The sequence below is a fragment of the Fulvivirga sp. AWR4_260 genome, from assembly GCF_056158185.1.
In genome coordinates, this window is the sequence record NZ_JBSWSU010000015.1 from 423,897 (window position 1) to 449,606 (window position 25,710).

Here is a 25,710-nt window from a genome sequence, read left to right on the forward strand (position 1 = left end):
TAAATGTGCCGAGAGAAATAAATATATTTAATTATTAATAGATGGATTGTTTTCAAGGAAAACAGGCGCATTAAACCTTTCTACAATTACATCCATGTAGTGCTTTATGCGTGGATACTCTTTTGGATTGTAAATTGATTTTTTGAATTTATAGTTGCCATTAACAAATAATAGGTTATTCTCTATTTTATAGGTTAAGTGAATGTCAGATAATTCATTTTCCATATGGTAGTCGCTAGGTATTTCAGAAATCTTATAACCTTCAGGTATTTCTAAAGTACATTCGAATGAATCGTTCCACGGGTAAATGAAGTCTATAGGATAGGTTCTTTTGCTTTGAGTTAAGTGATTTTTGCTAATAGGAAGGTTTAAGAATGGTTTAACTATTATTGAATTTTCAATTTTCTCAGTTTCATATAAGCTTTGTAAATAAATGGAATATGGCATTTCATTATTAGGCATGCCAATAACTCTTGCCGAGTTGACTTTCCCAATTTTATCTTCATAACTATCTTTTATTTTAAGAGTGTCATTTTTGAATTTTCTTCTATTTGAATATGCTTCGTATTCAGTTGCTTGAAGTGAAACCCGCGCTTCAACATCTAGGGTAGATTTATTAATGCTTAGCATTACCATTCTTTTGCTTAAAGAAGTGATGCTGTTTTTTAAGTCGATCCAATATGGTGTTTCTGATTTATCTACAATTATTCCTTTTTCATTATAGCATCTTAGGGGAAGCCTATTGTAAGGGAGTAAATCATTAGTGGCATCGGCAAGATATGGAGTATCTGTTTCTATTAAGGCTATTACATAATTAGTGTAATGATCAAAAGGGTAATTACTAGCAATTTTTCCATGACTTCTTGTGCTTAAAATGACTGGACGAGCAGCAATGTCGGCTTCGTGAAGTAAAGCAATTAACAGTAGGTTAATTTCAGCGCTATTTCCTGTTTTGCTTTTATATACCGAGTTAGCTGATTCAAATGCATATTTTGAGGTAATCTCATTCCATGTGAAATTTTGCTTTACGTATTCAATTATTTTTATTGCTTTTTCATTCGTTGTTAGCCCTTCGATGTTCACTTCTTCTTTAAATATCTTACTGGCTATCTTTGAACTGCTTTTTATATACTTCCCAAATGCATTATTTTTCAAAAGTTCTTCGTTTAAAGCCGGCCATGTTGATATTATATCAGAAGAGCCTCCAGAAGGGGAATGAAACTTCGCTAGTTGAAAATCCATTTTAATTATGTAATCGTTAATGGATGTTATGTAGGATTCATCTTTAAAAGCGGGTACATCTTTCATTACATATGTATGTACATAATCTTGAAACTCCACCCCAGAGCCTACATTTTGACCATAACTTTTTGTTACATGCCCCCATTTTCTTTTAATTTTAGATACAACTGATGAAGTATGGTCGAATCTGTTGATTCCTTGAGCGTTATATATATATTCATAAAATGGAATCATAGCTACCTTATATTCGCTATAGATGGTAGGGATTTTATCTTGAAATGTCCAATCGGGTAGGTTAAAGTGAAACGGTGTAATTAATTCGTACTTAATATCCAATATTGAGCCTTCTTGTACTCTTGGTAGGGCAAACTTTTTTTGGCTCCAATGTTTGTTTAGTTGCTCTACATAAATATTGGACTTGTCTAATTTGTAGGTATTTGATGCTCCATTTTCTACATTGAAAGTTGTAGCTTCGATAGATTTAATAATTTCGGTTTTGCCATACCCGTCACTATAAAGAGGTATGCTGAACTCACTGTACACCAGTCCTTTTTTATTGAATATTTTAATTCTTCTATGCCTGATAAATTTGATATCATACCCATTGTCAGAATCAATAAATTTTGATTCACCTATGTCAAATAATATTACAGCTTCTGCATCAGGGTCTTGTTCATATGTTGTAAGTTGTATTTCCTCTTGACTCAGTTTTCCAAATTCAGGTTGTAGGTTTTGTGAATAAGCATAGCTAACAATGCTCATTAAAACCAATACTATTATAGGTCTCATTTGATTGTTATTAAAGATTGTTTCTGGTAGTTATTTATGGATTCTATGAAATTGTAAAATTTAGAATATTCATCGATCGGGTATTTCCCATTTAGCAGGACAAATGATTCTGATACCTCCAAATAATTTTGTGTTTGTTGAATAGAGGTGGTGTAAGATCCGTATTTGGTAATTATTTCAATTTCACTAGGTAAATTGATTTCCATGGAATTGTCTTCCAATAAATACTTTGATTTGATTTTAATATTAGTTGGGTAGTCAATTTTCACATCATTTTTGCGTAAGTATATAGGCGATAATTCTGGGGTAGGTATTTTAAATGGATATATCATTTTAAGATGACCTATTTCCCGATAACTCTTAGGGTTGGTGCCAGTTACATTAATGTGTAAATTCAAACTGTCTCTATTGTAATCTATTATATTGTAGTCGTCTATTTTAAAATCATTTATTAAAATGATTGATTTGAGATAGTTTTTTATCTCATCATCGGCATAATTAATGATAATGTCTTTTAAATATTCAAAATGCTCGCCTCTAATGGTCAAGTCTAATGGAGTTGTATTTTTGTTAGAATCATTGATGATATAGTTGTATTTATGAAGTTCAAATACATCATCTAATTTAAGTGTTGGTGTTTTTATTAATTTACCACTATTGCTATCAGTGGCTAGCACATATCTATTTTGTGTAAAAGTGCCCAGATAATTGAAGGGAGTAGAGTTTGAGGTGTTTTCAAGCCAGATAGTGTCTGTCTTTAATGGAACCATTAATATCACATGGTTGAATTGTTGGCTCGGGAAACTGGTTATTGTCTCATTAATTTCTTTGCCTGCATTTACAATACTGTAATATGAATTGATGTTGTATGCTTTTAATAGAGCCTTCATATAGGTTGTTAGTGCTTTACAGTCCCCATATTTATTTTTACACACGTATGAAGCAGGATAGGTTTTAAGTCCTCCGGTTTCAATGGATATATTGATGTATTTTGTTTTATCCTGTAGATAGTGATAAAGCACTTTTACTATCTCCCTTCTGTCAGTGATACCTTCTATGATTTTATCAGTAGTCACTTTCTCCCATGATGGAAGGATATCAGTTCCTTCATTTAACTTTGATATCCACTTTCCAATTTCTTGCCACGAATCTGATGATCCAGAAACCCCATATTTAAAATTTGAAGGAATAGCAACTACAAAGTCAGTGTTTGAGAATGGTGAGGGTGATAGGGGTTCTTGCGTGTTAAATTTTTTATATGATTCATTCCATCTATATATTATTTGATCATTGTTTTTGATGGTTTTATAATTGGTGCTTGGGCTATAAATATTAAGCTTGTAATTGATAGGTGTGGCAATGGTTAAACTTGCATTATTTGTGTTAAAGTTGGAATATAAGGATGGTGTCCAAAAGGCAGCATTCAAAAACTCATCTTCTTGTATGGAATATGAATAATTAATTTGATAAGGATATACGTTCCAATATAAATCAAATTCTGTAATTAGATCATCTTGATAGAAGGTGTTGTGAGATAGATCATTTCTGGTAATTAGGTCTTTCTTTTTAATCTTTCTGACAGTATTTCCATGTCTGTCGGTTACTTCAGCGTATTTTAGATTGAGTTTTTGAAGGGGAGAATGAAGTATTTCTACATGTGAAGGCCAATTATCTTCCTTAGAGTTAATTTGAATTCGAATTATTTTTGTCACTGTTTTTGAATTATGATCATCGATCTCAATAGCGGTGCTATATTCAATTACTTGACCGTAGCTTGCTAGATGTAGGAATATGAATGAGAATATAATAGCAAACTTTATAACAGGCTTGAGCTGTATTGATAATATATAATTCAACTGGATTCAATTTATTAGAGTGTTGCAAAAATATGTATAAAATGTATTTGTTAATGTGTTTTAGTTTCTAATTTATTAGAATTGTTTGATTATTTTTAAAAATTAATGTTTTATTTCTTGTAAAAACTCGCTAACTCTTCAATTGAATAAGAAAGTAGAGCTTCGTAAGGATTGGTAGAGGTGAGCCCAAGTAATTGGGCAAAGGCGGGTTCAGTTTTTATGCCAGAGGCTTTTAAAGCGATGATTTTATTCCTGAAATTATTGCCTAGTTTCTGGATTAACTGATGCTCTATAAGCATGTGTTGATAGGCGTATTGCTGGTTGGTGGGGAGGTTTTGCCCAAATAACTCTATTTCAAAATTTTGGAATAAAAACCTGCTTACCACACAATTGTTTTTGTTGGTGTAGCAGGTGAATTCAGCAAAGCCTTTAAAGTTATTATTTATAGCAGTGAGGAATTTTTGGTGGTCATTGCAATAGCAAATAATGTCTAAATCACTGTTGTCTACATCGATGCCTATTGGAATCGTGCCTGTTAAAATGGGAGAGAAATCTTTGAGTACCTCAAATATTTTCAGTTCAGAGAGTGCGTAAAAAGCGAGCTGTTGCTTTTTGCTGCCTGATTTTAAATAGTTGATGTTACTAAAGTCCATAGGTCAAAATTATCATTCTAAGAATAAAAGCCCCTCAATAGGAGGGGCTTTTTAATGAATGGCAACCTTAATATAATAACTTATGTTTTTGGGTGACGGTGTTTTGTTAAAATGATGAATAATACGCCTATAATTCCCATAACACCGCAGCTGAGCATCATAGGCGGGATATTGTCTGTGTTGCTGGCATAGTATGATCCTGAAATGAGTGCTCCAAGGCCAATACCTGCTTCAATAGCAATGTACATGGTGGCTATGGCTTTACCTCTATGATCATTCAGACTCCAGTCTACAGTCCATGCATTTAAGGTTGGGGTGAGTATTCCCATTGAAAGGCCGTAAACAATAGCTCCGGCCATTAATCCAGTCATATTTTGAACAGAACCCATCGTGAACATGCCAACGGCTAGTAGTATCAGTCCTATGAGGGTGATGGGCATTCTTCCGTATTTGTCTGATAACTTTCCTGCAGTAAACCTTATAAATAAGGAGGCAATGGTAAATACAATAAAGAACATTCCTTTATTACTTATTCCTACATGCACACTCCAGTCAGGTATTAAAGTAAGCATCATCCCAAATGCTAAGTAGCCTAAAAATGTAACTATTGCAGGGATAATGACCCTTGGTTCGAAAATGTCTTTGCGAGCGATCTTTAATAAAGAAAACTTAAATGATTGAGGACTATTAAGAGTTTCTCCAATACCCATCATTGGTAAAATAGAAATAATAGCAAACAATGAAGAGCTATAGAAAAGCACATCATATGAGTATTGCATTTTTATATAACTACCTATAGCGGGGCCAAGTGCCATGCCTGTGCTCCAGCATAGCCCTTGTATTCCTAGAGCTTCGCCCCATTTTTTTTGAGGAGTTATGTCCGCTACATAAGTGGAAAGGCCGGTAGGGCTAAATCCGGTGGAGAAACCGTGAAATAATCGTAAAAATAGAAAGCCTGCTACGGAGCTCAGTAGAGGATACATGAAACCACACACAATACATACAATGGCTCCTATTATAATAACAGGTCTCCTGCCAATGGTGTCTGTTAATTTACCGCTGAAAGGCCTGCTTAAACCAGCAGTAAGTGTGAATAATGATATGATTAGCCCAATGTAGTGCTCACCTCCCATGCCGGTTAGGTAGGCAGGGAGTTCAGGTATAATCATGTTAAAGCTCGCAGAAAAGAACAACGAACTGACGCAAAGCAAAATGAATTTGTTGCTATATATTGTTTGTTTCTCTTGACTTATGCTAAAGCTATCAGATCTCATAATGCTGCAGTAGTTCTATGAATAAAATAGTAGTGTCCTATGGTGTAATTACCATGCACTATAAGTTATATATCAATTAATAAATTAATGATCTTAAATAATTAATTACATCACTAACCATGAGGGTGCGTTACATCCATTCATAATTAGTTGTTACTTCACTTTTTGCTTTACAAACGGAGATACTTCCGTTGATTTATACACAAATTAAAAGTTGATTTCCCATAAAGGGAAGGACATATGTCCCATTGCCGATAAAATGATCAGAATAAATAAAGAATTGGCTCGGTACCTTGATTTTTTGATTAAAAATGAGAGTCAAAATAAAATCGAAGAGCTTATTTATAAGCCTGTTTCTACTATTGTTACCCCAAAAGGAAGCGGAAGAAACGTCTTTTTTATAAAAAAAGGGCTAGCTAAGTGTTATACTCAAGAAGATACTGAAGAAGATTTTATACAAGAATTTTTTGGGGAAGGCGAAGTGTTTGGAGAGGTGGAAGCTATAAGTGCCGAGCCCGGTTTTGCTTATATCGATAGCATTACAGAAGTAGAGGTCTATAAATTAAGAAGCGATGACTTTTTAGAGATGCTTCAAAATGACCATAAATTTAATGTATTGATATTAAGGGCTTTAGCTCAAAAGGTGAAATATAAAGCCCTAAGGCATTCTTATAATAATTCCCATCAGGTAGATGATAACCTATATCGTTTAATACTTAAAGCACCTGATATTCTGTCTGTTATATCCAAGCAAGATATTGCCAATTATTTAGGCATTACATTAAGAAGTTTGAATAGAAGTATTATTTCCCTCAAAGAAAAACATCAGATTTAGGGCGTTTTTTCTCTTCTGTTTTTTTGTTTTTATTGTGAATTCCATATAAAAATTACATGGATTAGATAATTCGTGAATTTACTATTAGCAAGTTTCTTTGCTATCCATTTCTTTATCCTGATTTATAGATTGTTTGCCTCATCCCTTTAAAGTGATATTCTTGCCATAATAACCAAAAACCAAGGTCTATAAGAGGGTCTTATTTGAGTTTTTTAAGTAACAAAAATTAGTTTTAGGATTATTTTTATAACTATGCCAATTTTTGGAGTTGTTTAATGAGGTTTAAATTTCGATAAATTAGCCCTGCGTTTAGCGTGAATCCAGACTGCGATAGTCTTAAGCTACCTAAATAAAACCATAATACGGCTGCTGGTAGTGGAGCCGTATGAAAGCTTACGTGCTTTTGCACATATTTATTAATCAACCCCCAAAATTTATGTTCAACCCGAAATCCTTAACCACACTCTTGCTTGAGCAAGTGTGTGAAAGACCTCAGGATGTTGCTATCAAACATGATGATGATGTATTATCATTTGAGCAGCTGGGTGAGGCAAGTCACAAGATTGCACATGTGCTACGAGTACGCCAAACTCAGCATCATGTTGTAGGTATTTACTTAAACCCATCTTCACATTTGATTATATCCGTGTGGGGAACTTTGCTAGCGGGTAAAGGATATATGCCTCTCTCTACAGAATACCCTCCGGCAAGAGTTAAGTACATGATTGAAGACAGTGGAGTAAATATGATAATTACATCACGGTCTTTAAGGCAAGAGTTTGAAGCTTTTGAACTCAATGGAATAGAGTTAATTATAATAGATGATTTATTGGAAGAGCATATTGCTGATTTGCCAAGTGATATTATTGATTATAGCACTGATGAGGCCAATGCATATGTTATTTATACTTCTGGCAGCACGGGCCAGCCAAAAGGTGTGCTTATAGGAAGTAAAGCTATTTCTAACCAATTACAATGGTTAAAGCAAGATCAGGAAATTAATGAACACAAAGTCATATTGCAGAAAACTCCCATCAGTTTTGATGCTGCACAGTGGGAAATTTTAGCTTCTGCTTGTGGTGTGAAAATTATTATTGGCTCTGAAGATATTTACAGAGATCCTGAAAGTATTATTGAGCTTATTCAGGAAGAGGAAATTACTACTTTGCAATGTGTGCCAACACTGCTGCAGGCGCTTTGTCAGTTTAATGAGTTTTCAAACTGCGATTCATTAAAACAGGTTTTTAGTGGAGGGGAAGCTCTATCGGTGAAATTAGCCAAGCGTTTTTATGAAATATTACCTGATTCGCAATTAGTCAATTTATACGGACCTACTGAATGCACAATAAATGCTTCGTCATTTACGGTAGCGAAAGATGCTGATTTTGGAACTCAGCATATGATTTCTATTGGCTTGCCCGTAGCGAATACTAAATTTTATATCCTTGATGGGGACCTAAAACCTGTGCCAGTGGGCAAAACCGGTGAATTATTTATTGGCGGCATACAGCTGGCTAATGAATATATAAATAACAAGGAGGCTACCGCCAGTAAGTTTATTAATAATCCTGAGTTTGAACCAGAATACCCTAAGCTGTACAGGACAGGAGACTTGGTACAATGGAATGAAAACGGTTCAGTACAGTTTAAGGGCCGCAATGATAATCAAGTAAAGCTCCGGGGTTACAGGGTAGAATTAGATGAAATTCGCGTAGCTATTGAATCTCACCACTGGGTGAAAAACGCTGTGGTGTTAGTGCAAAAGGCAAAAAGAACCAATGCCGATTATTTAACTGCATTTGTGGAGTTAGATGCTGCCGAAGCTGCTCTTATGGATCAGGGTAATCATGGAAGTCATCATCAATCTAAGAGTAATAAATTACAGTTAAAGACTCAGTTGTCGAACTTGGGAATGAGGCAGGTAGATTTCGATAAGGATATTACTGTTAAGCTTTCGGCTGTTTCTGATAGTGAGGCGCGCACGCTGGCTTTTGCTCGAAAAACATATCGGTTTTACCAAGGCGAAGAGGTGACAGAAGCTAGCCTAAAGCATCTTTTTAGGTATAATCATAAAAGAACTATTACTGAAGAATTGGAAGCGCTTAATGAAGAAAAACTATCTTCTATTCTTAAATACTTCAGTCCTTTTGGTAGTGAAGAGAGGCTATTACCTAAGTATTGTTATGCTTCGCCCGGAGCGCTCTATGCTACCCAAATGTATTTAGAGATCTACAATATTGAGGGTATTAGTGATGGTATTTATTATTATCATCCTGCAGAACATCAGTTGGTTTTTATCCATCGGCACAGCGGAGCGGACAAGGCAAAAGTGAAGGTGCACTTTATGGGAAAGAAATCTGCGATAGAGCCTGTTTACAAAAATAATATTCAAGAAGTGTTGGAGATGGAAGTAGGGCATATGCTTGGTGTTTTTGAAAAAGTGCTACCAAGTTATGGCCTCTTTGTAGATGAGGGCAGGTTTACGCCAGAGGTAAAACAGAGGTTAGATTGTGCTGAAGAGGATTACTATCTAGGTACTTTCGAATTAACTCCATTTACTGCAATTCCGGCAAATGATGGGGTAGAGGTGTATTTGCAGGTAAATAATAAGAGTGTTGGCAGTTTGCGTAAAGGGACTTATGAAGTTAAAAGAAGCGGATTTAGAAAAATTTCTGATGAAGTGATAGAACGAAAAGAGGTCATTGCTATTAATCAGGATGTATTTGACAGGTCTTCGGTAGGGATTTCTATGGTAAGCCATGGAATAGCAGATTGGAAGAAATTTATTGTGTTGGGTAAGAAGCTTCAGCATTTACAAATGAATGATTTGTCATTTGGCTTTATGTCATCCGGGTATAGTTCCAAGTCAGGGCATGATTTGCCGGCAGCCATTAAATTGAAATCTATTTTAAGTAAAGCGGGCAAACCTATTTCAGAGTGTTATTTCTGTATAGGAGGTCTTATTTCGGCTGATCAGAAGTTGGCTCAAGGTATGGCAGAAGATGTGGTGCATATGAAAGGCCCTGCAGAAATGCTGAGGGATGATTTAGCACAAAGGCTGCCTCATTATATGATTCCGAATCATATTTCTATTATAGATGATATGCCTTACACGCCAAGTCAGAAGATAGACGTAAAGGCTATAGAAAAGCTAGGTCAGGAGCTGATTAACAATAATAAACGTGCTTTTGTGACTCCGCGAACAAGAGCTGAAAAATGGCTAGCCAAGCAATGGTCTGAGCTTTTAATGATGGAGGACTTATCGGTTACTGATGACTTCTTTGAAATGGGAGGTAATTCTCTACTGGCAGTGTCATTAATCAATAAAATCAATAAAAAGTATGGCTGCAAGTTGCCTATGCAGCTGGTTTTAGAGAATACTTCTATTGAAAAGCTAGCTTTGAAAATAAATGAGCGCTCAGAAAGAAAAGTGTCAAGAGCGGTTAACCTGCAAGCTGCGGGTGATGGTCAAATGATTTTCGGATGGTCTGGATTGGGAGGTTATGTGATGAACCTGAAGTTGTTGGCTGAAAAATTAGGAAAAGAGAGGCCTTTTGTTGGCATACAGTCACTAGGGTTAAACGAGAATGAAAAGCCAGCCGAATCTATCTACGAAATGGCTATAAGTGATTTGGTAGAGATAAAGGGTAAGCAAGCTCAGGGGCCTTATACCTTGTTGGGTTTTTCTTTTGGTGCTCGCATAGCTTTTGAAACCTGTTTTCAACTAGAGCAACAAGGGCAAAAAGTAGATAACTTAATTTTAATAGCACCCGGTGCGCCTAAGGTTTGGGCTGATAATGAAAAGCATGATGGAGGTGGTGAAGGCTTTAATAACCTCACTTTTGTTACTATTCTTTTCTCTGTATTTGCCGGTAGTCTTAAAGATAAAAGGCTCGAATCTTGCCTGAAGCAAACTAAAGATGAGGATTCCTTTATTCACTTTATTCATGGAAACTTCGCTGGCCTGTCGGTTGACCTTATCCATAGAATTGTCAATATAGTGAAGCTGAATTATGACTTCCGTTATAATTTCAGTGAACTCATGGAACGCCAAATTAAAGCTCCAATTACCATTATTAAAGCAAAAGGAGATGACTATTCATTCATAGAGAGCGTTCAGGGTTTTTCATCCAACGATCCTTCTGTATATGAGCTAGAAGGAAATCACTATGAAATACTTAAGCAGCCGCACATAGATGAGCTGGCTTCAAGGCTGAAGAAAATTCTTGGTCTTCGCAAAAATGATTTTGTAACCTTTAACTAAACCAATAATGCCACATATTAATATTAATCACTTTCCTAAAGATCTTGATGAGAAAGTGAAAGCAGAGTTAGTAGAGTCTATTTCTAATTTGATAAAGACCACCTTTGAATGCGATGATAGTGCCATTTCGGTGGTAGTAAAGCCGGTTTCGCCTGAAAATTGGCAAAAGGAGGTGTACGAGCCACAGATAGTGGATAATATAAAATGGTTAGTAAGAAAGCCGCAGTATGGGGCATTAGCTAAACTTTAAGATATGAGGACTAGAAATAATTTACCATTTGTCTTTTCTGAGGAGGTGCATGATGCGCTGAATGAGGGGAGACCTGTTGTGGCGTTAGAGTCTAATGTGATTACACATGGTTTTAAGTACCCTCAAAACGTAGAAACGGCATATAGAGTAGAGCAAGCTGTAAGGGCTTCGGGTGCTATTCCAGCAACTCTAGGTTTGGATAAGGGCAATATTCTTATAGGTATGGATGAAATGCAGATAGAGAAATTTTCAACTACTGCCAATATTCCAAAGGTAAGCAACAGAGATGTGGCTGCTATTCTTTCATCAAAAAGTTTGGGGGCTACTACCGTAGCTTCATCGGTTCTTTTAGCAGAGTTAGCAGGTATAAAATTTTTCTCTTCTGCTGGTATAGGCGGGGTGCATAGAGGGGCGGAGACGTCTATGGATATTTCGGCTGACCTTATACAGTTTACCCGTTCTAATATGGCTGTGGTTTGTGCTGGTTCTAAAAGTATTTTGGATCTGAACTTAACTATGGAGTACCTAGAAACACATGGTGTGCCTATAGTTTCTTACCAATTCGATGATTTTCCTGCTTTTTACTGTAAGTCCAGTAATATAAAAAGTCCTCATAGAGAAGATACTTTGGAAGGGCTAGCTGGCCTACTCAATTATCATTGGCAGTTGACTGATTACGGATCTGTATTAATAACTAAGCCAATAGAAGACAAGTTTGCTATAGATGAGGCGGAGGTCAATGGTATATTGGCTGAAGCTATACAGCGTGCTGAACAGGAGCAAGTAAAAGGCCAAGCCATTACAAAATTTTTGATGCAAGCCATAAACCAAAAAACAGAAGGGAGAACTGCTATAGCCAATCAGGAGGTGTTGATAAGCAATGCCGGATTTGCTGGTGAATTGGCTGTGGCTTATTCTCAGCTTCAAGATCAACCGTTGAAAACACTTAACCCTGCCTAAAACTACAAACCATGAATTACTCCATAAACAACGATAATAAAATTGAAAAAGACGATATAGTGTCAACATTGCTTAATGATGACCAATATCATATTGAGTTTAACGGCCACCTTACTAATCATGCCAAGCATGCCGTGATAGCCTTGGCAGGATTGGGGATGGAACCTGAAAGAATAAAGGCCTTTTACGAAAATCATGCTGATGAAACTACCTATGGTTATGGTTTAGAGCCTCGAAGAAGCTCCAAATATGCTATTACAGAAGATAATTGGAAGGAATATCTAGGGAAAAGGACCAGCTTTAGTTCTTATATGAGCTTTTTTGATGCAGAAGCCGATAGGTTGGGAATTAAAGGAATGGTAGAAGCCTATTTACCAACTTTGGTGAATGGCTGGGTAGGAGCTTTTACTCATGCCACTATTCATTTCGGGTGGGCACTTAGTGTCAATAATCGGTATATGATTGTTGAAGGAATTGCGTATATGGCATTTAGTTATGTGTCTTGTCATCCAGATAGAATGGCCAGTAGCACACTCTCGGCTAATGCAGAAGAGCGCCCGGTAGATTCACTCATTTCTATTGCCCAAAACATAGACCCTAAAAAGAAAGAATTCAAACAATGGGTGTTGGAGATGATAGAAAATGAAGATGCGGAGCAGGCAAGATTGATTCATCCTGAGTTGAGGAGGTCAGGTTTGCAGTATAGAATAGCTCGCATGTTGGGCGAAGGGCACGAGCTTATATACCAACGTCCGGCTTGGTTAGATAATACTGAGCCGCAGGAGTTATGGAGTGAGCTAAATTATATGGCTTCCATTCTTTACTTGGCTAAACCTGGAGACTTCGTGTGGCTGCACTTGATTACATCACTTTATGCTATGGAGCAAATAGCAGTGTACTTGCCTGAAGAAGCGCAGAAAAAGGTTATTCAATGTTACTGGATAGGGCTTTTATGTGTGGTTTTTTCAGGGGGTGAATTTCCTAAAAGTACCAAATTGCAGGCATTAAACGCTAGGTTTAAAGGTTTGCATGATAATGCAGACTCCAAAGAAATGGCAATGGAATGGGAGACTATGATAGCTCGTGCCTACGAAGAAGAGGAGGAGCATAACCCTAAGTTGGTATTTGTATTGAAAAGAATGTGGCATATTAATGACGGGCAGTCTGTATTTAGAACTGCAGCCTCTCAATTTACACTAACTCCAGCACTTCCACCTTCTTTTGAAGAAGATCCTGTATTAGAGGAAGAAATAGAGGCTTATTATGATCAAAGATTGGGCATAAACCATGATAACCTTTACTTATTGCCTCAGACTAATTTATTGAAGTCATTGCATACTATAGTGCGAAATAAAGATATTTCACGTGCTGACTTTAGATTTAATGCTGATAGAATTATTAAGATGTTGCTCAATAAAGGGCTCGATTTATTGGAATATGATGCAGCGGATGCGCCTACTCCTGTAGGTGAGTTTTACCATGGAGTGAAGCTGAAAGGAAAGGTGTGTGGGGTGTCTGTAGTAAGAGCAGGAGAAAGTATGGAGCAGGTGCTCCTTCAAGTAGATGATACTATTAAGATAGGTAAAATATTAATACAAAGAGATACCGAAACTAAATTGCCTTCTCTTTATTATAAAAAATTACCTTCTGATATAGCTGAGTCAAAAGTGCTTTTGCTTGATCCTATGCTTGCAACCGGAGGCACGGCCAATATGGCTATAGAGGTGCTGCTCGCTCAGGGAGTAAAAGAGAAAAATATTATTTTCATCAGCTTTTTAACTGTAGAGCAAGGTGTTGCTGCAGTGCATGTTAAGCACCCTCAAGTTAAGATAGTGACTTCAGCTATAGATGAAAGACTCAATGAAAACGCCTATATGATTCCAGGGATTGGAGATTTTGGGGATAGGTATTTTGGAACCGATAAATAAAATAGAATATGGATGTTATTATAGATTCAAAAATTGAAAAGGCAATCAAGTTTATTATAGAGGTAGATAAATTGAAGGCCGTAACACGAAAGGTGAAGCCATTGCATGTGCCTGAACGCTACGAAAACTCTGCGGAGCACAGTTGGCAAATTGCCCTGTTGGCTCTTACTTTGTCTTCATATGCGGGAGATGGTGTAGATATCCATAGAGCCATTGAGATGCTGTTAGTGCATGATATTGGTGAGATTGATACCGGTGATACTATGTTTTTTGCGGATGGCGATTGGGGACAGCGAAAAAAAGATGAGCTAAGGGCAGTTCGTAGAATTTGTTCATTGCTGGATAAAGAGACCTCAAGTTACTATGTAGGTTTGTGGCAAGAGTTTGAAGCGGCTGAAACGCCAGAGGCAATTTTTGCTAACGCTATAGATAGGGTGATGCCTGTTTTGTTAAATATTAATAATAACGGACAGAGCTGGAAAGAGAATGGTATTACTTACGACAAGGTGCTGAGTAAGGTAAGGCCGCCTATCGAAAAAGGATTTCCGTTGCTATGGGAGTATATTGAAGACAAGCTAAAAGAAGCCAATAAGAATAGATTATTCGCATAACGTGGTTGTTAAACAAAAAAAAGGTCTCAGTAATGAGACCTTTTTTCTATCTATAACTATTCATCATTTAATGACATTGAACTGGCGGACAGAGGTTTTTCCCTGATCCGATATTTTCATGATATACATTCCTGAGGAAAATTCACCTAGAGGGATGTTCGTAACATTATCTGTTAATTCATATTTATTCATGAATTTACCTATAGAGCTGTATATTTCTATATAAGCATTTTTGCTGATATTGTTATTAATCCTTTCAATATTGATGTTGTCATTGGCAGGATTTGGATATATGATTAATGATTCTAATAAATCACTATCTAATCCGGTAACTGCAGCTTGCTTTATGTTGATGTTGATGTTCTCTTCTTGTGCCTGAAGAGCTTCTTTTATAGGGTATCCAAACTGGTTAAGCTCAGGGCCATGCACATACTGAACTATGCCTACAAGGCTGTAATCTCCCGCATTGCCATTATTTAATGGTTTCCATGTAGAGTTGAGTGTTAATTCAGCATTGCTACCTGCTTTCCATGTGCCTGCCTTAGAAGCGCCACCCATTACAGGTAAATATTTTATAAATACATTGCGCAGTGTATCTCCCTGATAAGGCACTTTCTTTTGTATAACCGCTATGGTGAGCATTATCGTTAAGTTACCTTCCCAATTGTCCAAAACTCCATGAGGGTTTAGGTTTCTGGTGGCGGTAGCGTTTACTGCAATGTTGCCATTTCCATCTTCTGAGTAATTGATATCTACATCAAATGGAGTAGCCATTAATGCTTCGCGACTATATTGCTTAGCTCCCCAGCCCGAAGTAAAAGAAGTGGTATCTAATAGCTCTCCATTAACAATGGTGTAGCCCGGGCCATCTAGACCATAGAAATAACGCCTTGTTAGGTGGTCATTATCCATGTCTTTAGGGAAATAGGCATTGTAATAATATGGGTCGTTACCTTCATGCGTGTGGTATTGTATATAAACTATGCCGCTATGGGTTGATGTGAATTCTTCTACTTCCTCACGTTCTTTATTGATGGTATTACCTAATGTAACATTGGTAAAGTGCTCAATAAGTACATTTCTGCTCTTGTTTTTGATGATCACATCATCAAAAGCAAAGCCTTGAACTTCGTCAGTATCTCTTTGTTCTTGATTTAATGTAGCGAAAGCCACTCTAAACTTAACAGGTAAAGTATCCCCTGCATCTGTTTTTGCATCACTAAGGTCAAACGCTGCAGTTGTCCAGCCTGTAGAGTCTAATGAAGATCCTGCCCAACCTTTAATAGAGCCACCAGGGTTAGCTGAGATACTAGTGCCTGAGTACCAATTAAGTCCTCGTTCTTCCACTCCTAATATCTGCCAAGTCGCATTTTCTTTTTGAACTTGGTATTGTAAGACAGCGCCTTCTAGAGACGGAGTGTTGTACCATACTTTCATTTCTAGTAGGGGGTAATCCCAAAGAGAAAGATCAAAGCAGGGGCTTTCTACCCAGCTTTTCTCGTCATTATTAAATGAACCATTGTTTTCTGAGGTTGCCCAGGCATTCGAACCGTAAACATTGGAAATCTCCCAACTGCTATTTTGAGGAGTAAAGTTGTTGGCATCAGCATCACCATTGTTATTGTCCGTTTCTGTGGTAGATATCCATCCGCTAGTACTATCGTTAAAACTTTCTTTATATATAGTGACTCCGTTTTCTGAAATGGTGGAGGATGCTTGGAAAATTGGAATTTTCTTAGTGATAGAATCAGTACATCCAATTGCGGATTCAGGTTTTACGGTTACATTGTAGATGCCACTGGCGGGAAAGTTGTATATAGTATCAGGTGTATTTGATGTTAAAGTATCTTCATTGAAATACCAATGCCATTTAACTAATTTGTCAATCTCATTAGTGTTGGCGGTTGATATATCGGTAAATGTCATAGTCTCATCAAAACTACATATTTGATCAAATGAAAAGTTTGCTTTTGGGTTATCTCCAACGTACACTTTAACATCTGAACTGTTACTAAAACAGCCTGTAGTATCACTTCTAATTTTCGTTTTTAAATTAGTTTCTGAAGTTACCTTGTTGCTTATCTGAGCGTTATATGACCAACCTGAGTCTAATAGAATGTCAGAGCTGCTGTACCAGAAAAGATCATTATAGTCAATTATTGATGAGTCAGTTTCAACTGTTAATGTGTCTATGATATTTATTTCTGCTGTTGGGGCTAGGCAGTTTTTAAATACCAATGCACCAATAGAATCAGGTGTTGAGTATACATTTATATTTTCTGTAACTTCAGTAAAACAGCCGTCATCACTTTTGTAATTTAATGTAATATTATAGGCATTAGCTGTTGGTGGGAAATAGTTTGCTTTTTGCTGTTCTTCTACATCGGTAGGTGCCGTATAAAAATACATATTCTTATTTTCATCCAAAACGGTTTCTTGAGCGGTAGTATCATTAGTGACAATTACCTTAAAAAACTTTTCACCTTCAGGACTACCTACTAGCGTAATTGCTTCTCCTTCACAATAACTATCGCTTAAAGTACCTCCAGAGGCAATTGTAATGGCAGCTAATTTTGGAGGTACGATAGCAAGTGTTTGGGTTATTGTTTTGACTTTATCTTCTCCTGTAGTTTTATATGAAATGGTCAGCTTTAATTCCTTGCTGCTGGTGTTTTCAATTATATTGTGTTTAATTAAATAATAATCAGTGCCGTCTTCTTTAACAAGTGCATTTGCAATGGACGATGTTATTCCTTGAAGGGTTACTCCGTCTAAGTTAGTTCCAGTCCAATAAATTCTTACATCCTCATCTAAATTGCTGCATATTGCTCCAGTTTTTAAATCTAGGTCTGGGCTAATGATTTGATCCGCTCCATTAGCGTTATAAACGTTTATGATTATATAATTTGATTCGGCACAGTAAGGATAGTTATCAGGATAATATCTGACAGAAAAGGATGGTGAAGTGTTTTGATTGTGGATGTTAGACATATCAATGTAATATTTATTTCCTACTTTTTTTACATAGGAACCCGTGCTAAAATACCCTGATATGTCTTCGGTTAAAGTAAGTTCGATGTCATCCTCAATTGCATTAGAGAGAGAGATGCTTTGGGCATACTCAACCACTTCATCGCCCACTTTAATATTGTAATCTTCTACTTCTATTTTGTCTATTGTTTTTGCTTTTAATTCTAGAATTCCTGGGCAGATATTCTGAGAACTTTTACCCGATGATGTGATATAAATACTTTGGTTATTACTTAATTCTGAATTACGGATGGCAAATTCTTCAGGGAATGGAGATTGTGAAATGTTAATTTCAGTATCATCATCTGAATTGTATACTGCATAAGGAGGGGTGCCTCCAGAAACTGTAAAGTATGTATATGTAGACGATGGGCAATAGGAAAACTCATTGCCATTGGTGAGGTTAGGGGATATAACATTAATCTGCTCCCTGCCATTAATTGTGAATTGTGCAAAAGTATCTCCTGCTGAGTAAGAAATTCCAGCGAATGAATTATCTATTTCAGATATGATAATGTCATATGTAGTAGACGTGCTTGGAGGTGTGAAATCTTCATTAATTTGAATTTTTACATTAGTTATGAGTAACTCATCTACACTTTTATATGTTGTAGGTATATCGTTTGAAAAACCAAAATTTAGCGCTTGGTTACCATCTACCACCTCAATATATGCTTCTCCTTCTATGTCTACGTCATCTGGTGCACCTGTATCAACGGTATTAGTAATATCTCCGTTAATCCAAGAAAAGCCATTTGGTAAAGTAAGTTTTATATTTTGGTGATCGCCTTGAGATCCTCCTGTAAAGTTTGCCTTAAAACCTTCGTTGATGGTTATCTCAGGCAAATCGATTTGTCCATCACTAGCACAATAAGTGGAAGGGAAATCACTTGTGATTAGCGTGGGGAGGGCACCTGTGGTGAAGTTGAAAGTAAAGGGACCGGATTTATTACCGTCCGAATCTGTTGCTTCTTTTAACGTTATGGAATAATTGAAATTTTCAGAAAGGTAGTTTTGATCAAAAGCTATTTCTAACTTATTTTCCGGCACTATATAATTGGCTTGAAATGTTTCCCCATTATTAGCTGTTACAGATTCAATTAAATCAAGAGCACTACCACTGTAATCAGATGGAGTGGATGTAAATGTAATAGTTGCAATGTTATGTTTTGGCGAGATTAAAATAGTGTCTCCTGGAGAAAACTGAAGTGTGCCATCAAAACTTAAACTCACTGAAATTTGGCTATATACATTTATCGATAGCAGTGATAATACAAATAGTAGTACTCTTGATTTTTTCATATTTACAACTTTATAAATCTAATGCTTAATCCTACATTCGGTATGTCGCTATTCGTTTTTACTTGCGAGTTTGTGTAATATAGGTAGTCAGGAAAAGATTCTGTTTTAGAAGAAGCCCAAAGTCCTCCGTAACTATCCTTTCCTTCGAATCCACCGTTTGTTAATCTCTTGCCTGATAGTTGCGCTTTAAAATCACCATTTAAAAGGGAAGTTGCTTTATCATTACCTAAATTTAATATTAAAGTTTCGAAATCAGCTTTAGATGGTAATGCCCAACCTTCAGGGGCAATTTGTTGTGCTACATATGAGGTATATAACTTTCCATAAGTATCACAGTTAGTTGACTCACCATTATAACACCAAGAAGATGTAGAGTCATTTGTATTAGTATCTAGGTTGAAGTTTTCACCAAACCAAATTTGGCTTCCTATTTTTACTACTTTGTAGCTTTCTCCTTCTACAGTTACTTGTTGTAAATCTGCTGCTTTTACTATAGTAGAAGTAGCTGTACATCCGTTAGCATCTTTTACCATTACAGTAACATCTGTTGCTTCTGTTACTTCTATTGAAGCATCTTCAGTGTATGTAGTTCCTCCATCTACACTGTAGCTATAAGGGGCCATTCCACCTTCTGCTGTCGCCATTACTTCAAACGCAGCACCTGTAGCCGTTACTGATAATCCGCCAAGTGTTATGCTCTTTTCTGAAGTACAGTTGTTTCCATCTTTTACCGTTACGGTGTGGTTTCCTTCTGCTACACCAGAAAAGGCTGCAGCACTTTGGAAATCACCACCGTCTAATTGATACATATAATTTCCGCTGCCACCAGAAGGGCTAGCTACAGTTATAGTAGAGCAGTCAGTTACGGCTGTTTCAAAGCTTATGGTTGTGCCGCTGCAGTCGGTGCCGTTATCGTCATCATCACCACAGCTCATCCAGCTCATAGTAGCCAGGGCCATAGCAAAAAGTGGCATTTTACTTTTCATTGTTTTGAACATGGTTGGTTTTGAATTTTTCATTGTATTGAATAAATAGTTAAGATTTTCTAAAACATATAGTCTAATATATTCGAAGATAGCGTTTCTATTAGCGCTTTTCTATTTAATAGACTATGTTTTTAATGATTTAGTTGGTTTCAAATGTATAAGGCGTTGGTTACTATTTAATCAATATGTATGATTTAATGCAATTTTGTAATTTTTTCGACTAAAATCAAGTTTGTTTATTTAAATACTTAAAAAATCCTATTATTAAAACTCAAGAGCTTAAAAATTTTATATTATAAATATTTCAAAATAAAGTTAGGTAACTGCTTATTTTAAGAAAACTGGGGGAATTTCTTTCTTTTGATAAAAACAACATCAATAATTAAAATTAAATGCCTGATTTACAGTGTAATATGATTGATCTTGTTTTAGTTGTTGTTTTATAAATAAAGTGATATATAATTTAACTAATTATTTTGTACTGATGTGCTTTATTTCGTTAAAGTGCATTGCTGCTCGATGAGTAACGGAAGGCTATTCTGTGATAAAATTCTGAGTAAAAGGATGTTTTCAATGATGAGTATAGCACTGATATATGTATCTGATTTCTTTCGTTTCTAGTGTGCATGACTCTTGGTTTCTATTCTTTAAAGCGTAAATCCAGTAATTGATTTTTTGTAGCGCGTTTCATTATCACTACCATCCTTAATTTCCGACTTTCAGAGGAATAGAGTTCTGTGGTTAATTTGGGTTTCTTAGAAGTATAAAGGGTGAGTTGCCAAAGATATGATGCTTGGGTTTATCTGTTATTCCTGTAATCAAATGAAGGTTGCATGCTTCTATTTGCTATTCTTCCACCTTTCCATACTTCTCTTCGTACAGCTTTTTAAAATATGCTGGAAATGTTTTTACCACGCTTAAGTCTAGCCTTAATTCGGACTGGATGTACTTGGTTTCCTCATAAGGATTTATCCTATAATCTATATAAGATATCACACTTTCATCAGGGTAGTTGGCGTAGGATTGTTTAATATTCGTCCTAGGATCTAAATAAAGTGCATATCCTATATAATATAACCCTTGGTAAGGCAGCCAAATATAAGATTTGTGTTGATTAGTTCGGTAGGAATAAGTATCAAGTACGCCTAATACAGGTAGAGTAGAGCTATCACTTGTTTCGTAGTTTTGCATATCAATGCACAACATTTCCTTCCCGCCACTCATAGCCTTAATACTGACATTCCTTACATAATTTTCCATTTTTTCATCAAATGAAATACTATCACAAATAACTTGTATTTCATATTGATCAAAATTCTTGAACTCCTCTTGAGCAAAAGCGGTGTTATTTGCAAATACTAGCAATACCGAGATAAAAAGGATGTGCAGCTTCATGTCAATCACTCTTCCAGTTTCCCATACTTCTCTTCATACAACTTTTTAAAATATGCTGGAAATGTTTTTACCACGCTTAAGTCTAGTCTTAATTCAGACTGAATGTACTTTGTTTCCTTATAAGGAGTAACTCTAAAATCGTGATAAATAGTTACACTTTCATCCGGATAGTTGGCATAATCTTGTACAATATTCATTCGCGAATCCAAGTAGAGTACAAGACCTATATAATACAAGCCATGGTATGGTCCCCAAATGTATGATTTATGCTGATTGGTTTGGTAGGAATAAATGTCCAGCATACCTAATACAGGTAAATTAGAGCTATCACTTGTGGCATAATTTTGCATATCAATGCACAACATTTCCTTCCCGCCACTCATAGCCTTAATACTGACATTCCTTACATAATCTTCCATTTTTTTATCAAATGAAATACTATCACAAATAACTTGTATTTCATATTGATCAAAATTCTTGAACTCCTCTTGAGAAAAAGCGGTATTATTTACAAATGCCAGCAATGCCGAGACAAAAAGGATGTGTATCTTCATGTCAATCACTCTTCCAGTTTTCCATATTTCTCTTCATACAGCTTTTTAAAATATGCTGGAAATGTTTTTACCACACTTAGGTCTAGCCTTAATTCAGATTGGATATATTTAGTTTCCTTATAAGGATTTACCCTATAATCTATATACGATATCACACTTTCATCGGGATAGTTCGCATAGGATTGTTTAATATTAGTCCGAGGATCTAAAAAATGTACAAGACCTATATAAAACAAGCCATGGTATGGTCCCCAAACGTATGATTTATGTTGATTGGTTTGGTAGGAGTAAGTATCCAGAATACCTAATACAGGTAAAGTAGAGCTATCACTTGTTTCGTAGTTTTGCATATCAATGCACAACATCTCCTTTCCGCCACTCATAGCCTTGATGCTGACATTCCTTACATAATTTTCCATTTTTTTTTCAAATGAGATGCTATCACAAATAACTTGTATTTCATATTGATCAAAATTCTTGAACTCCTCTTGAGAAAAAGCGGTATTATTGATCGAAAGTAATATTATACAAAAACACAAGCTGAGTAATCGTTTAATTTTCATATTCATATCGTTTTCCTGCTTCTATACATAATCTACCTCCATTCTCTAATAGGTATGTCATGGATCTGTTCACTTTTAATAAAGTTTGATTATTAGATTTAATGACTGTTGCCTCAATGCGTGTTAATTCGAATTTACATAATGCACTATTGTAGTAGGTGCTTAATTCCAAATTGAATTCCACATTCGCACCATCAACCAAATCTCCTTTTGTTATTATTATCTTCTTATTCGAAATAGCTCGCTTGGGTCCATCAAATGATTTTCCCCAAAGAGTCTCAATAATCTTTACTTCATTGGTTTCTATTTCTCCAGCTCCTTGAACTACTGTAAACTCATCCTTCGCAGTGTTATCTTTTCCTTTTATATTGCCACTTACCTCTTTAGGATGCTCTTCTTCTTTTTCTTCTTTGCCTCCTTTTTCATCTTCACTTTCTATGCTAGGGTTGCTGCTTTTTATTGATTCGTGCAATATATAACCTTGCTCAATTAATTCTTGATATTGCTGGGCAAATCTTTCGTAGGTTTCTTTAAGCATTTGCTCTGTTTCTTTTGCTTCTTTTTCAGCCCCATTACCATCATCTCGCCAATCAGTAGAGGTAGGATCACCTTCTTTTGGCTCTGGACGATGGTTTTTATCCGTGACCTCTTTTAATAATGTATCTGCGAGCATTTCTGATAACTCATTCAAACCAATATCATCAAGTGATCGTCCATCATTAACAGTTATTTTTGCTCCCCTCCATAAAAGCACTAAAATCTCTATTCCCATGAAAACAAATTCCACATAATTCAAGAAGCTCAGTAACTTACCTAGTAATTTCCCTATTCTTTTAAGGGTTTGATTAGCCAGTTTCTTGAAAAACGGATTGACTATTTTTTTTTCTAGCTGTCTGCCTTGAGATTGTAAGGCTTTGAGTTGTTTTGCCTGCCTTCTGCCTACTTTTTTCAAGGCTACCAGTCTTTCTCGAAGAGCCTTATTTGTCTTATTAAATTGTTTTTCTAACTTTTCCCATTGCCTAGCACTAAGCTCATTTGCATTTTGTAAGCCTAATTTTCTTGCAGAATCATCTGCAAATTTGGCAAACTCTTTAGTTTTTTTTGTAACTAATGTATTAACCTTCTGTTGGGTTTTTAGTGCTGCTTTTTCAATTTTTCTAGCCTCGGCCATCTTTCTTTGAAAAGCCTTTAGTTGGGCTGCATCACCTCTGGTTAAATCAATAGTCAAGCTTACGTATAAACTCAAGTTACATCCGCTTGGCAACCTCTTGGTGAGCCCCTCAAACTCAGTAATACCTAGCAGTTTTAATCCTTCTTTACTGAGCTCGATTACATTAGAGCTGAATGTAGCAGAAAGAAAATCTACCTCACCATCTTCATCAATCTGCAATAAATTAAGGCTAATATTTATTGTAAGACCAGGAATTAACTCAATATTAGACAGCGTAGGTTTTGCTAGTGCACCTTGTGCTTGTTGTGCTAGGTAATTGGCTTCTAGCATGCCTATATTAGGTGTGAATTTTGCTTTTTGGCTTTTCGCTTTAGCTTTTTTCTTAGGCACATATGCCATTCCAATATTCAGTGTTCCAATACCTCGAACAGGCACTTTCTTAATCGCGTAATCAAATTTATGCTTTACAATTGACCCTTTACCAAAATCTTCCTTTTCTTCCTGATCAGGACTTCCTTTCAATTGAGAAGAATCATTATTGCTTTTTGTTTCTTGTTCTTCTTCGGGGGTACCATATGCAAATAATTTATCCATCGGCTACTTTTTAAGGTAAGGGTTTCGTTGCATACTTGTTCTTGCCATATTTTTATTGATACCTTCTCTTTTGTATATATCCAGAATGTAAGGCTCAATAATATTTTTGGTCAATACTTTAGACTGATTTCCAAGCGCCCGCACACAAGACAGTTTCATTACATTAGCGATGTAAGCACCTGTTAATTCATATTTTTCGGCAAGCATGTTAATGGTCTCGTCACTTTCAAAATTAAAACCATTAGGTAAGTGAGCCTTCCATAGTTTTAACCTTTCTTCCGCATCGGGGCGTGGGAAGTGTGTCCAAGACAAGACCCTTCGTTTAAAGGCATCATCCATATTATCTTTAAGGTTAGTAGCCAATATTACAATACCACTAAAAACCTCCACCCTTTGTAGTAAGTATGATATTTCCTGATTTGCATACCTGTCTTTAGCATCCTTCACTTCACTTCTTTTCCCAAAAAGTGAGTCGGCTTCATCAAAAAATAGAATGCAATTTTTACCATCAAAACGCTGAAATACCTTTTCTAGGTTTTTTTCTGTTTCACCGATATACTTAGATACTAATCGACTCAAATCTATTCGGTAGACATCAATATTCAGTTCATTGCCAATTACTGAAGCAGTTAACGATTTACCTGTTCCTGGAGGGCCGTAGAATAGTCCAATAAACCCTGGTTTAATAAGTCTTTGTGCATCTCTATCTTTTTGTAGCGCTTTAACATATTGCGCATAAAGCATTAAATCCTCTAATTGCTCTTTGGTGCTGTCCCTTAAGATAATTTCATCGAATGTGCGAGAGGTGATGAGTTGCTGTGCAGGAAAATCAGGGGTAATGCCTAGTCTCGGCTGTTTGCCCGTAGTGATATAACTAAAATAATTGTCATTGAGGCTGATGATAGCATTTTTAAAATTATTGTTGTCAGCAGAGTAATGCAGATTAATTATTTGCTCCTGAATAAGTCTGCTGGCTTTTAGCTGTTCATATACCAAACCAATATTTGTATCGCTATTACCAGCTATTAAAAACGCAACCGTCTTTATGGTAGGTAGAAACTCTTTAAACTTACTATCATACACTCCGCCTACTTCAGGGTAATCATTCATTAGGTGAGTAAGAGGAGTTAACTTATTTTCATAAGCTTTAGAGGCAAGAGCAAGCGCGAGAAGGGGTAAGTTGATATATGCATTTCCTGCATCTTCTAATATTTGGCTGATAGGTGAGGACGCATCCTTTGTGACACACTCAATCTCCAACTGCGATGCGGATAAGTCTCTATCGAGTTCTTCCTCACGTTGTTGGATGAGGGTGGTAAGCCAGTGAATGGATTCCAGAGGTGAGTATTCTGATATTACTATCTTTTCATCGATAGTAATGCTTTCTATATTGGTGTTTGTAAGTGTCTTAGAATTCGATTTATCTTCCCTCTGAATCATAATAAAAAAATTA

The 25,710-nt window shown here is 36.2% G+C and carries 17 protein-coding genes; 6 read left to right on the top strand and 11 right to left on the bottom strand.

Going from position 1 to position 25,710, the window contains the following annotated elements; translation table 11 throughout:
- Positions 1-27: 27 nt before the first annotated feature.
- The 4 genes from ACXACQ_RS08345 to ACXACQ_RS08360 form a co-directional block, all read right to left on the bottom strand.
- Positions 28-2,031, bottom strand: a complete 2,004-nt coding sequence (locus ACXACQ_RS08345; RefSeq protein ID WP_474975474.1) for a transglutaminase domain-containing protein — start codon at positions 2,029-2,031, stop codon at positions 28-30.
- A complete protein-coding gene (locus tag ACXACQ_RS08350; RefSeq protein WP_474975475.1) occupies positions 2,028-3,743 on the bottom strand; it encodes a DUF3857 domain-containing protein in 1,716 nt (571 codons plus the stop codon). The genes ACXACQ_RS08345 and ACXACQ_RS08350 overlap by 4 nt, the downstream gene beginning before the upstream one ends.
- 254 nt (positions 3,744-3,997) lie before the next feature.
- Positions 3,998-4,540, bottom strand: a complete 543-nt coding sequence (locus ACXACQ_RS08355) for a DUF4269 domain-containing protein (RefSeq protein WP_474975476.1) — start codon at positions 4,538-4,540, stop codon at positions 3,998-4,000.
- An 80-nt stretch (positions 4,541-4,620) separates the two neighbouring features.
- Positions 4,621-5,814, bottom strand: a complete 1,194-nt coding sequence (locus ACXACQ_RS08360) for an MFS transporter (RefSeq protein ID WP_474975477.1) — start codon at positions 5,812-5,814, stop codon at positions 4,621-4,623.
- Between the two features lie 259 nt (positions 5,815-6,073).
- Between ACXACQ_RS08360 and ACXACQ_RS08365 the strand changes: the two genes are divergently transcribed.
- The 6 genes from ACXACQ_RS08365 to ACXACQ_RS08390 all read left to right on the top strand — a co-directional run bounded on the left by ACXACQ_RS08365 (position 6,074) and on the right by ACXACQ_RS08390 (position 14,662).
- Positions 6,074-6,649: a Crp/Fnr family transcriptional regulator gene (locus ACXACQ_RS08365; protein ID WP_474975478.1), complete on the top strand. Its 576-nt coding sequence runs from the start codon at positions 6,074-6,076 to the stop codon at positions 6,647-6,649.
- A gap of 436 nt (positions 6,650-7,085) precedes the next feature.
- Positions 7,086-10,913, top strand: a complete 3,828-nt coding sequence (locus ACXACQ_RS08370; protein ID WP_474975479.1) for an amino acid adenylation domain-containing protein — start codon at positions 7,086-7,088, stop codon at positions 10,911-10,913.
- A 7-nt stretch (positions 10,914-10,920) separates the two neighbouring features.
- A complete protein-coding gene (locus ACXACQ_RS08375; protein ID WP_474975480.1) occupies positions 10,921-11,163 on the top strand; it encodes a tautomerase family protein in 243 nt (80 codons plus the stop codon).
- A gap of 3 nt (positions 11,164-11,166) precedes the next feature.
- Positions 11,167-12,123, top strand: a complete 957-nt coding sequence (locus ACXACQ_RS08380; RefSeq protein ID WP_474975481.1) for a pseudouridine-5'-phosphate glycosidase — start codon at positions 11,167-11,169, stop codon at positions 12,121-12,123.
- Between the two features lie 11 nt (positions 12,124-12,134).
- A complete protein-coding gene (gene upp, locus ACXACQ_RS08385; RefSeq protein WP_474975482.1) occupies positions 12,135-14,051 on the top strand; it encodes a uracil phosphoribosyltransferase in 1,917 nt (638 codons plus the stop codon).
- 8 nt (positions 14,052-14,059) lie between these two features.
- On the top strand, positions 14,060-14,662 hold the full coding sequence (locus ACXACQ_RS08390) for an HD domain-containing protein (protein WP_474975483.1): 603 nt from the start codon (positions 14,060-14,062) through the stop codon (positions 14,660-14,662).
- 63 nt (positions 14,663-14,725) lie between these two features.
- Here ACXACQ_RS08390 and ACXACQ_RS08395 read toward each other — a convergent pair whose 3' ends face one another.
- The 7 genes from ACXACQ_RS08395 to ACXACQ_RS08425 all read right to left on the bottom strand — a co-directional run bounded on the left by ACXACQ_RS08395 (position 14,726) and on the right by ACXACQ_RS08425 (position 25,697).
- On the bottom strand, positions 14,726-18,994 hold the full coding sequence (locus ACXACQ_RS08395; RefSeq protein WP_474975484.1) for a T9SS type A sorting domain-containing protein: 4,269 nt from the start codon (positions 18,992-18,994) through the stop codon (positions 14,726-14,728).
- A 2-nt stretch (positions 18,995-18,996) separates the two neighbouring features.
- A complete protein-coding gene (locus tag ACXACQ_RS08400) occupies positions 18,997-20,013 on the bottom strand; it encodes an FISUMP domain-containing protein (protein ID WP_474975485.1) in 1,017 nt (338 codons plus the stop codon).
- Between the two features lie 813 nt (positions 20,014-20,826).
- Positions 20,827-21,375 (bottom strand): hypothetical protein, encoded by a 549-nt coding sequence (locus ACXACQ_RS08405; RefSeq protein ID WP_474975486.1) that lies wholly within the window; start codon positions 21,373-21,375, stop codon positions 20,827-20,829.
- A gap of 5 nt (positions 21,376-21,380) precedes the next feature.
- The gene (locus tag ACXACQ_RS08410) at positions 21,381-21,929 is read right to left on the bottom strand and encodes a hypothetical protein (RefSeq protein WP_474975487.1); all 549 of its coding nucleotides are present in this window, start codon (positions 21,927-21,929) and stop codon (positions 21,381-21,383) included.
- Between the two features lie 5 nt (positions 21,930-21,934).
- A complete protein-coding gene (locus ACXACQ_RS08415; protein ID WP_474975488.1) occupies positions 21,935-22,492 on the bottom strand; it encodes a hypothetical protein in 558 nt (185 codons plus the stop codon).
- Positions 22,482-24,257, bottom strand: a complete 1,776-nt coding sequence (locus ACXACQ_RS08420; protein ID WP_474975489.1) for a hypothetical protein — start codon at positions 24,255-24,257, stop codon at positions 22,482-22,484. The genes ACXACQ_RS08415 and ACXACQ_RS08420 overlap by 11 nt, the downstream gene beginning before the upstream one ends.
- Positions 24,258-24,260: 3 nt before the next feature.
- Complete coding sequence (locus ACXACQ_RS08425; RefSeq protein ID WP_474975490.1) at positions 24,261-25,697, bottom strand: ATP-binding protein; 1,437 nt, start codon at positions 25,695-25,697, stop codon at positions 24,261-24,263.
- Positions 25,698-25,710 lie beyond the last annotated feature (13 nt).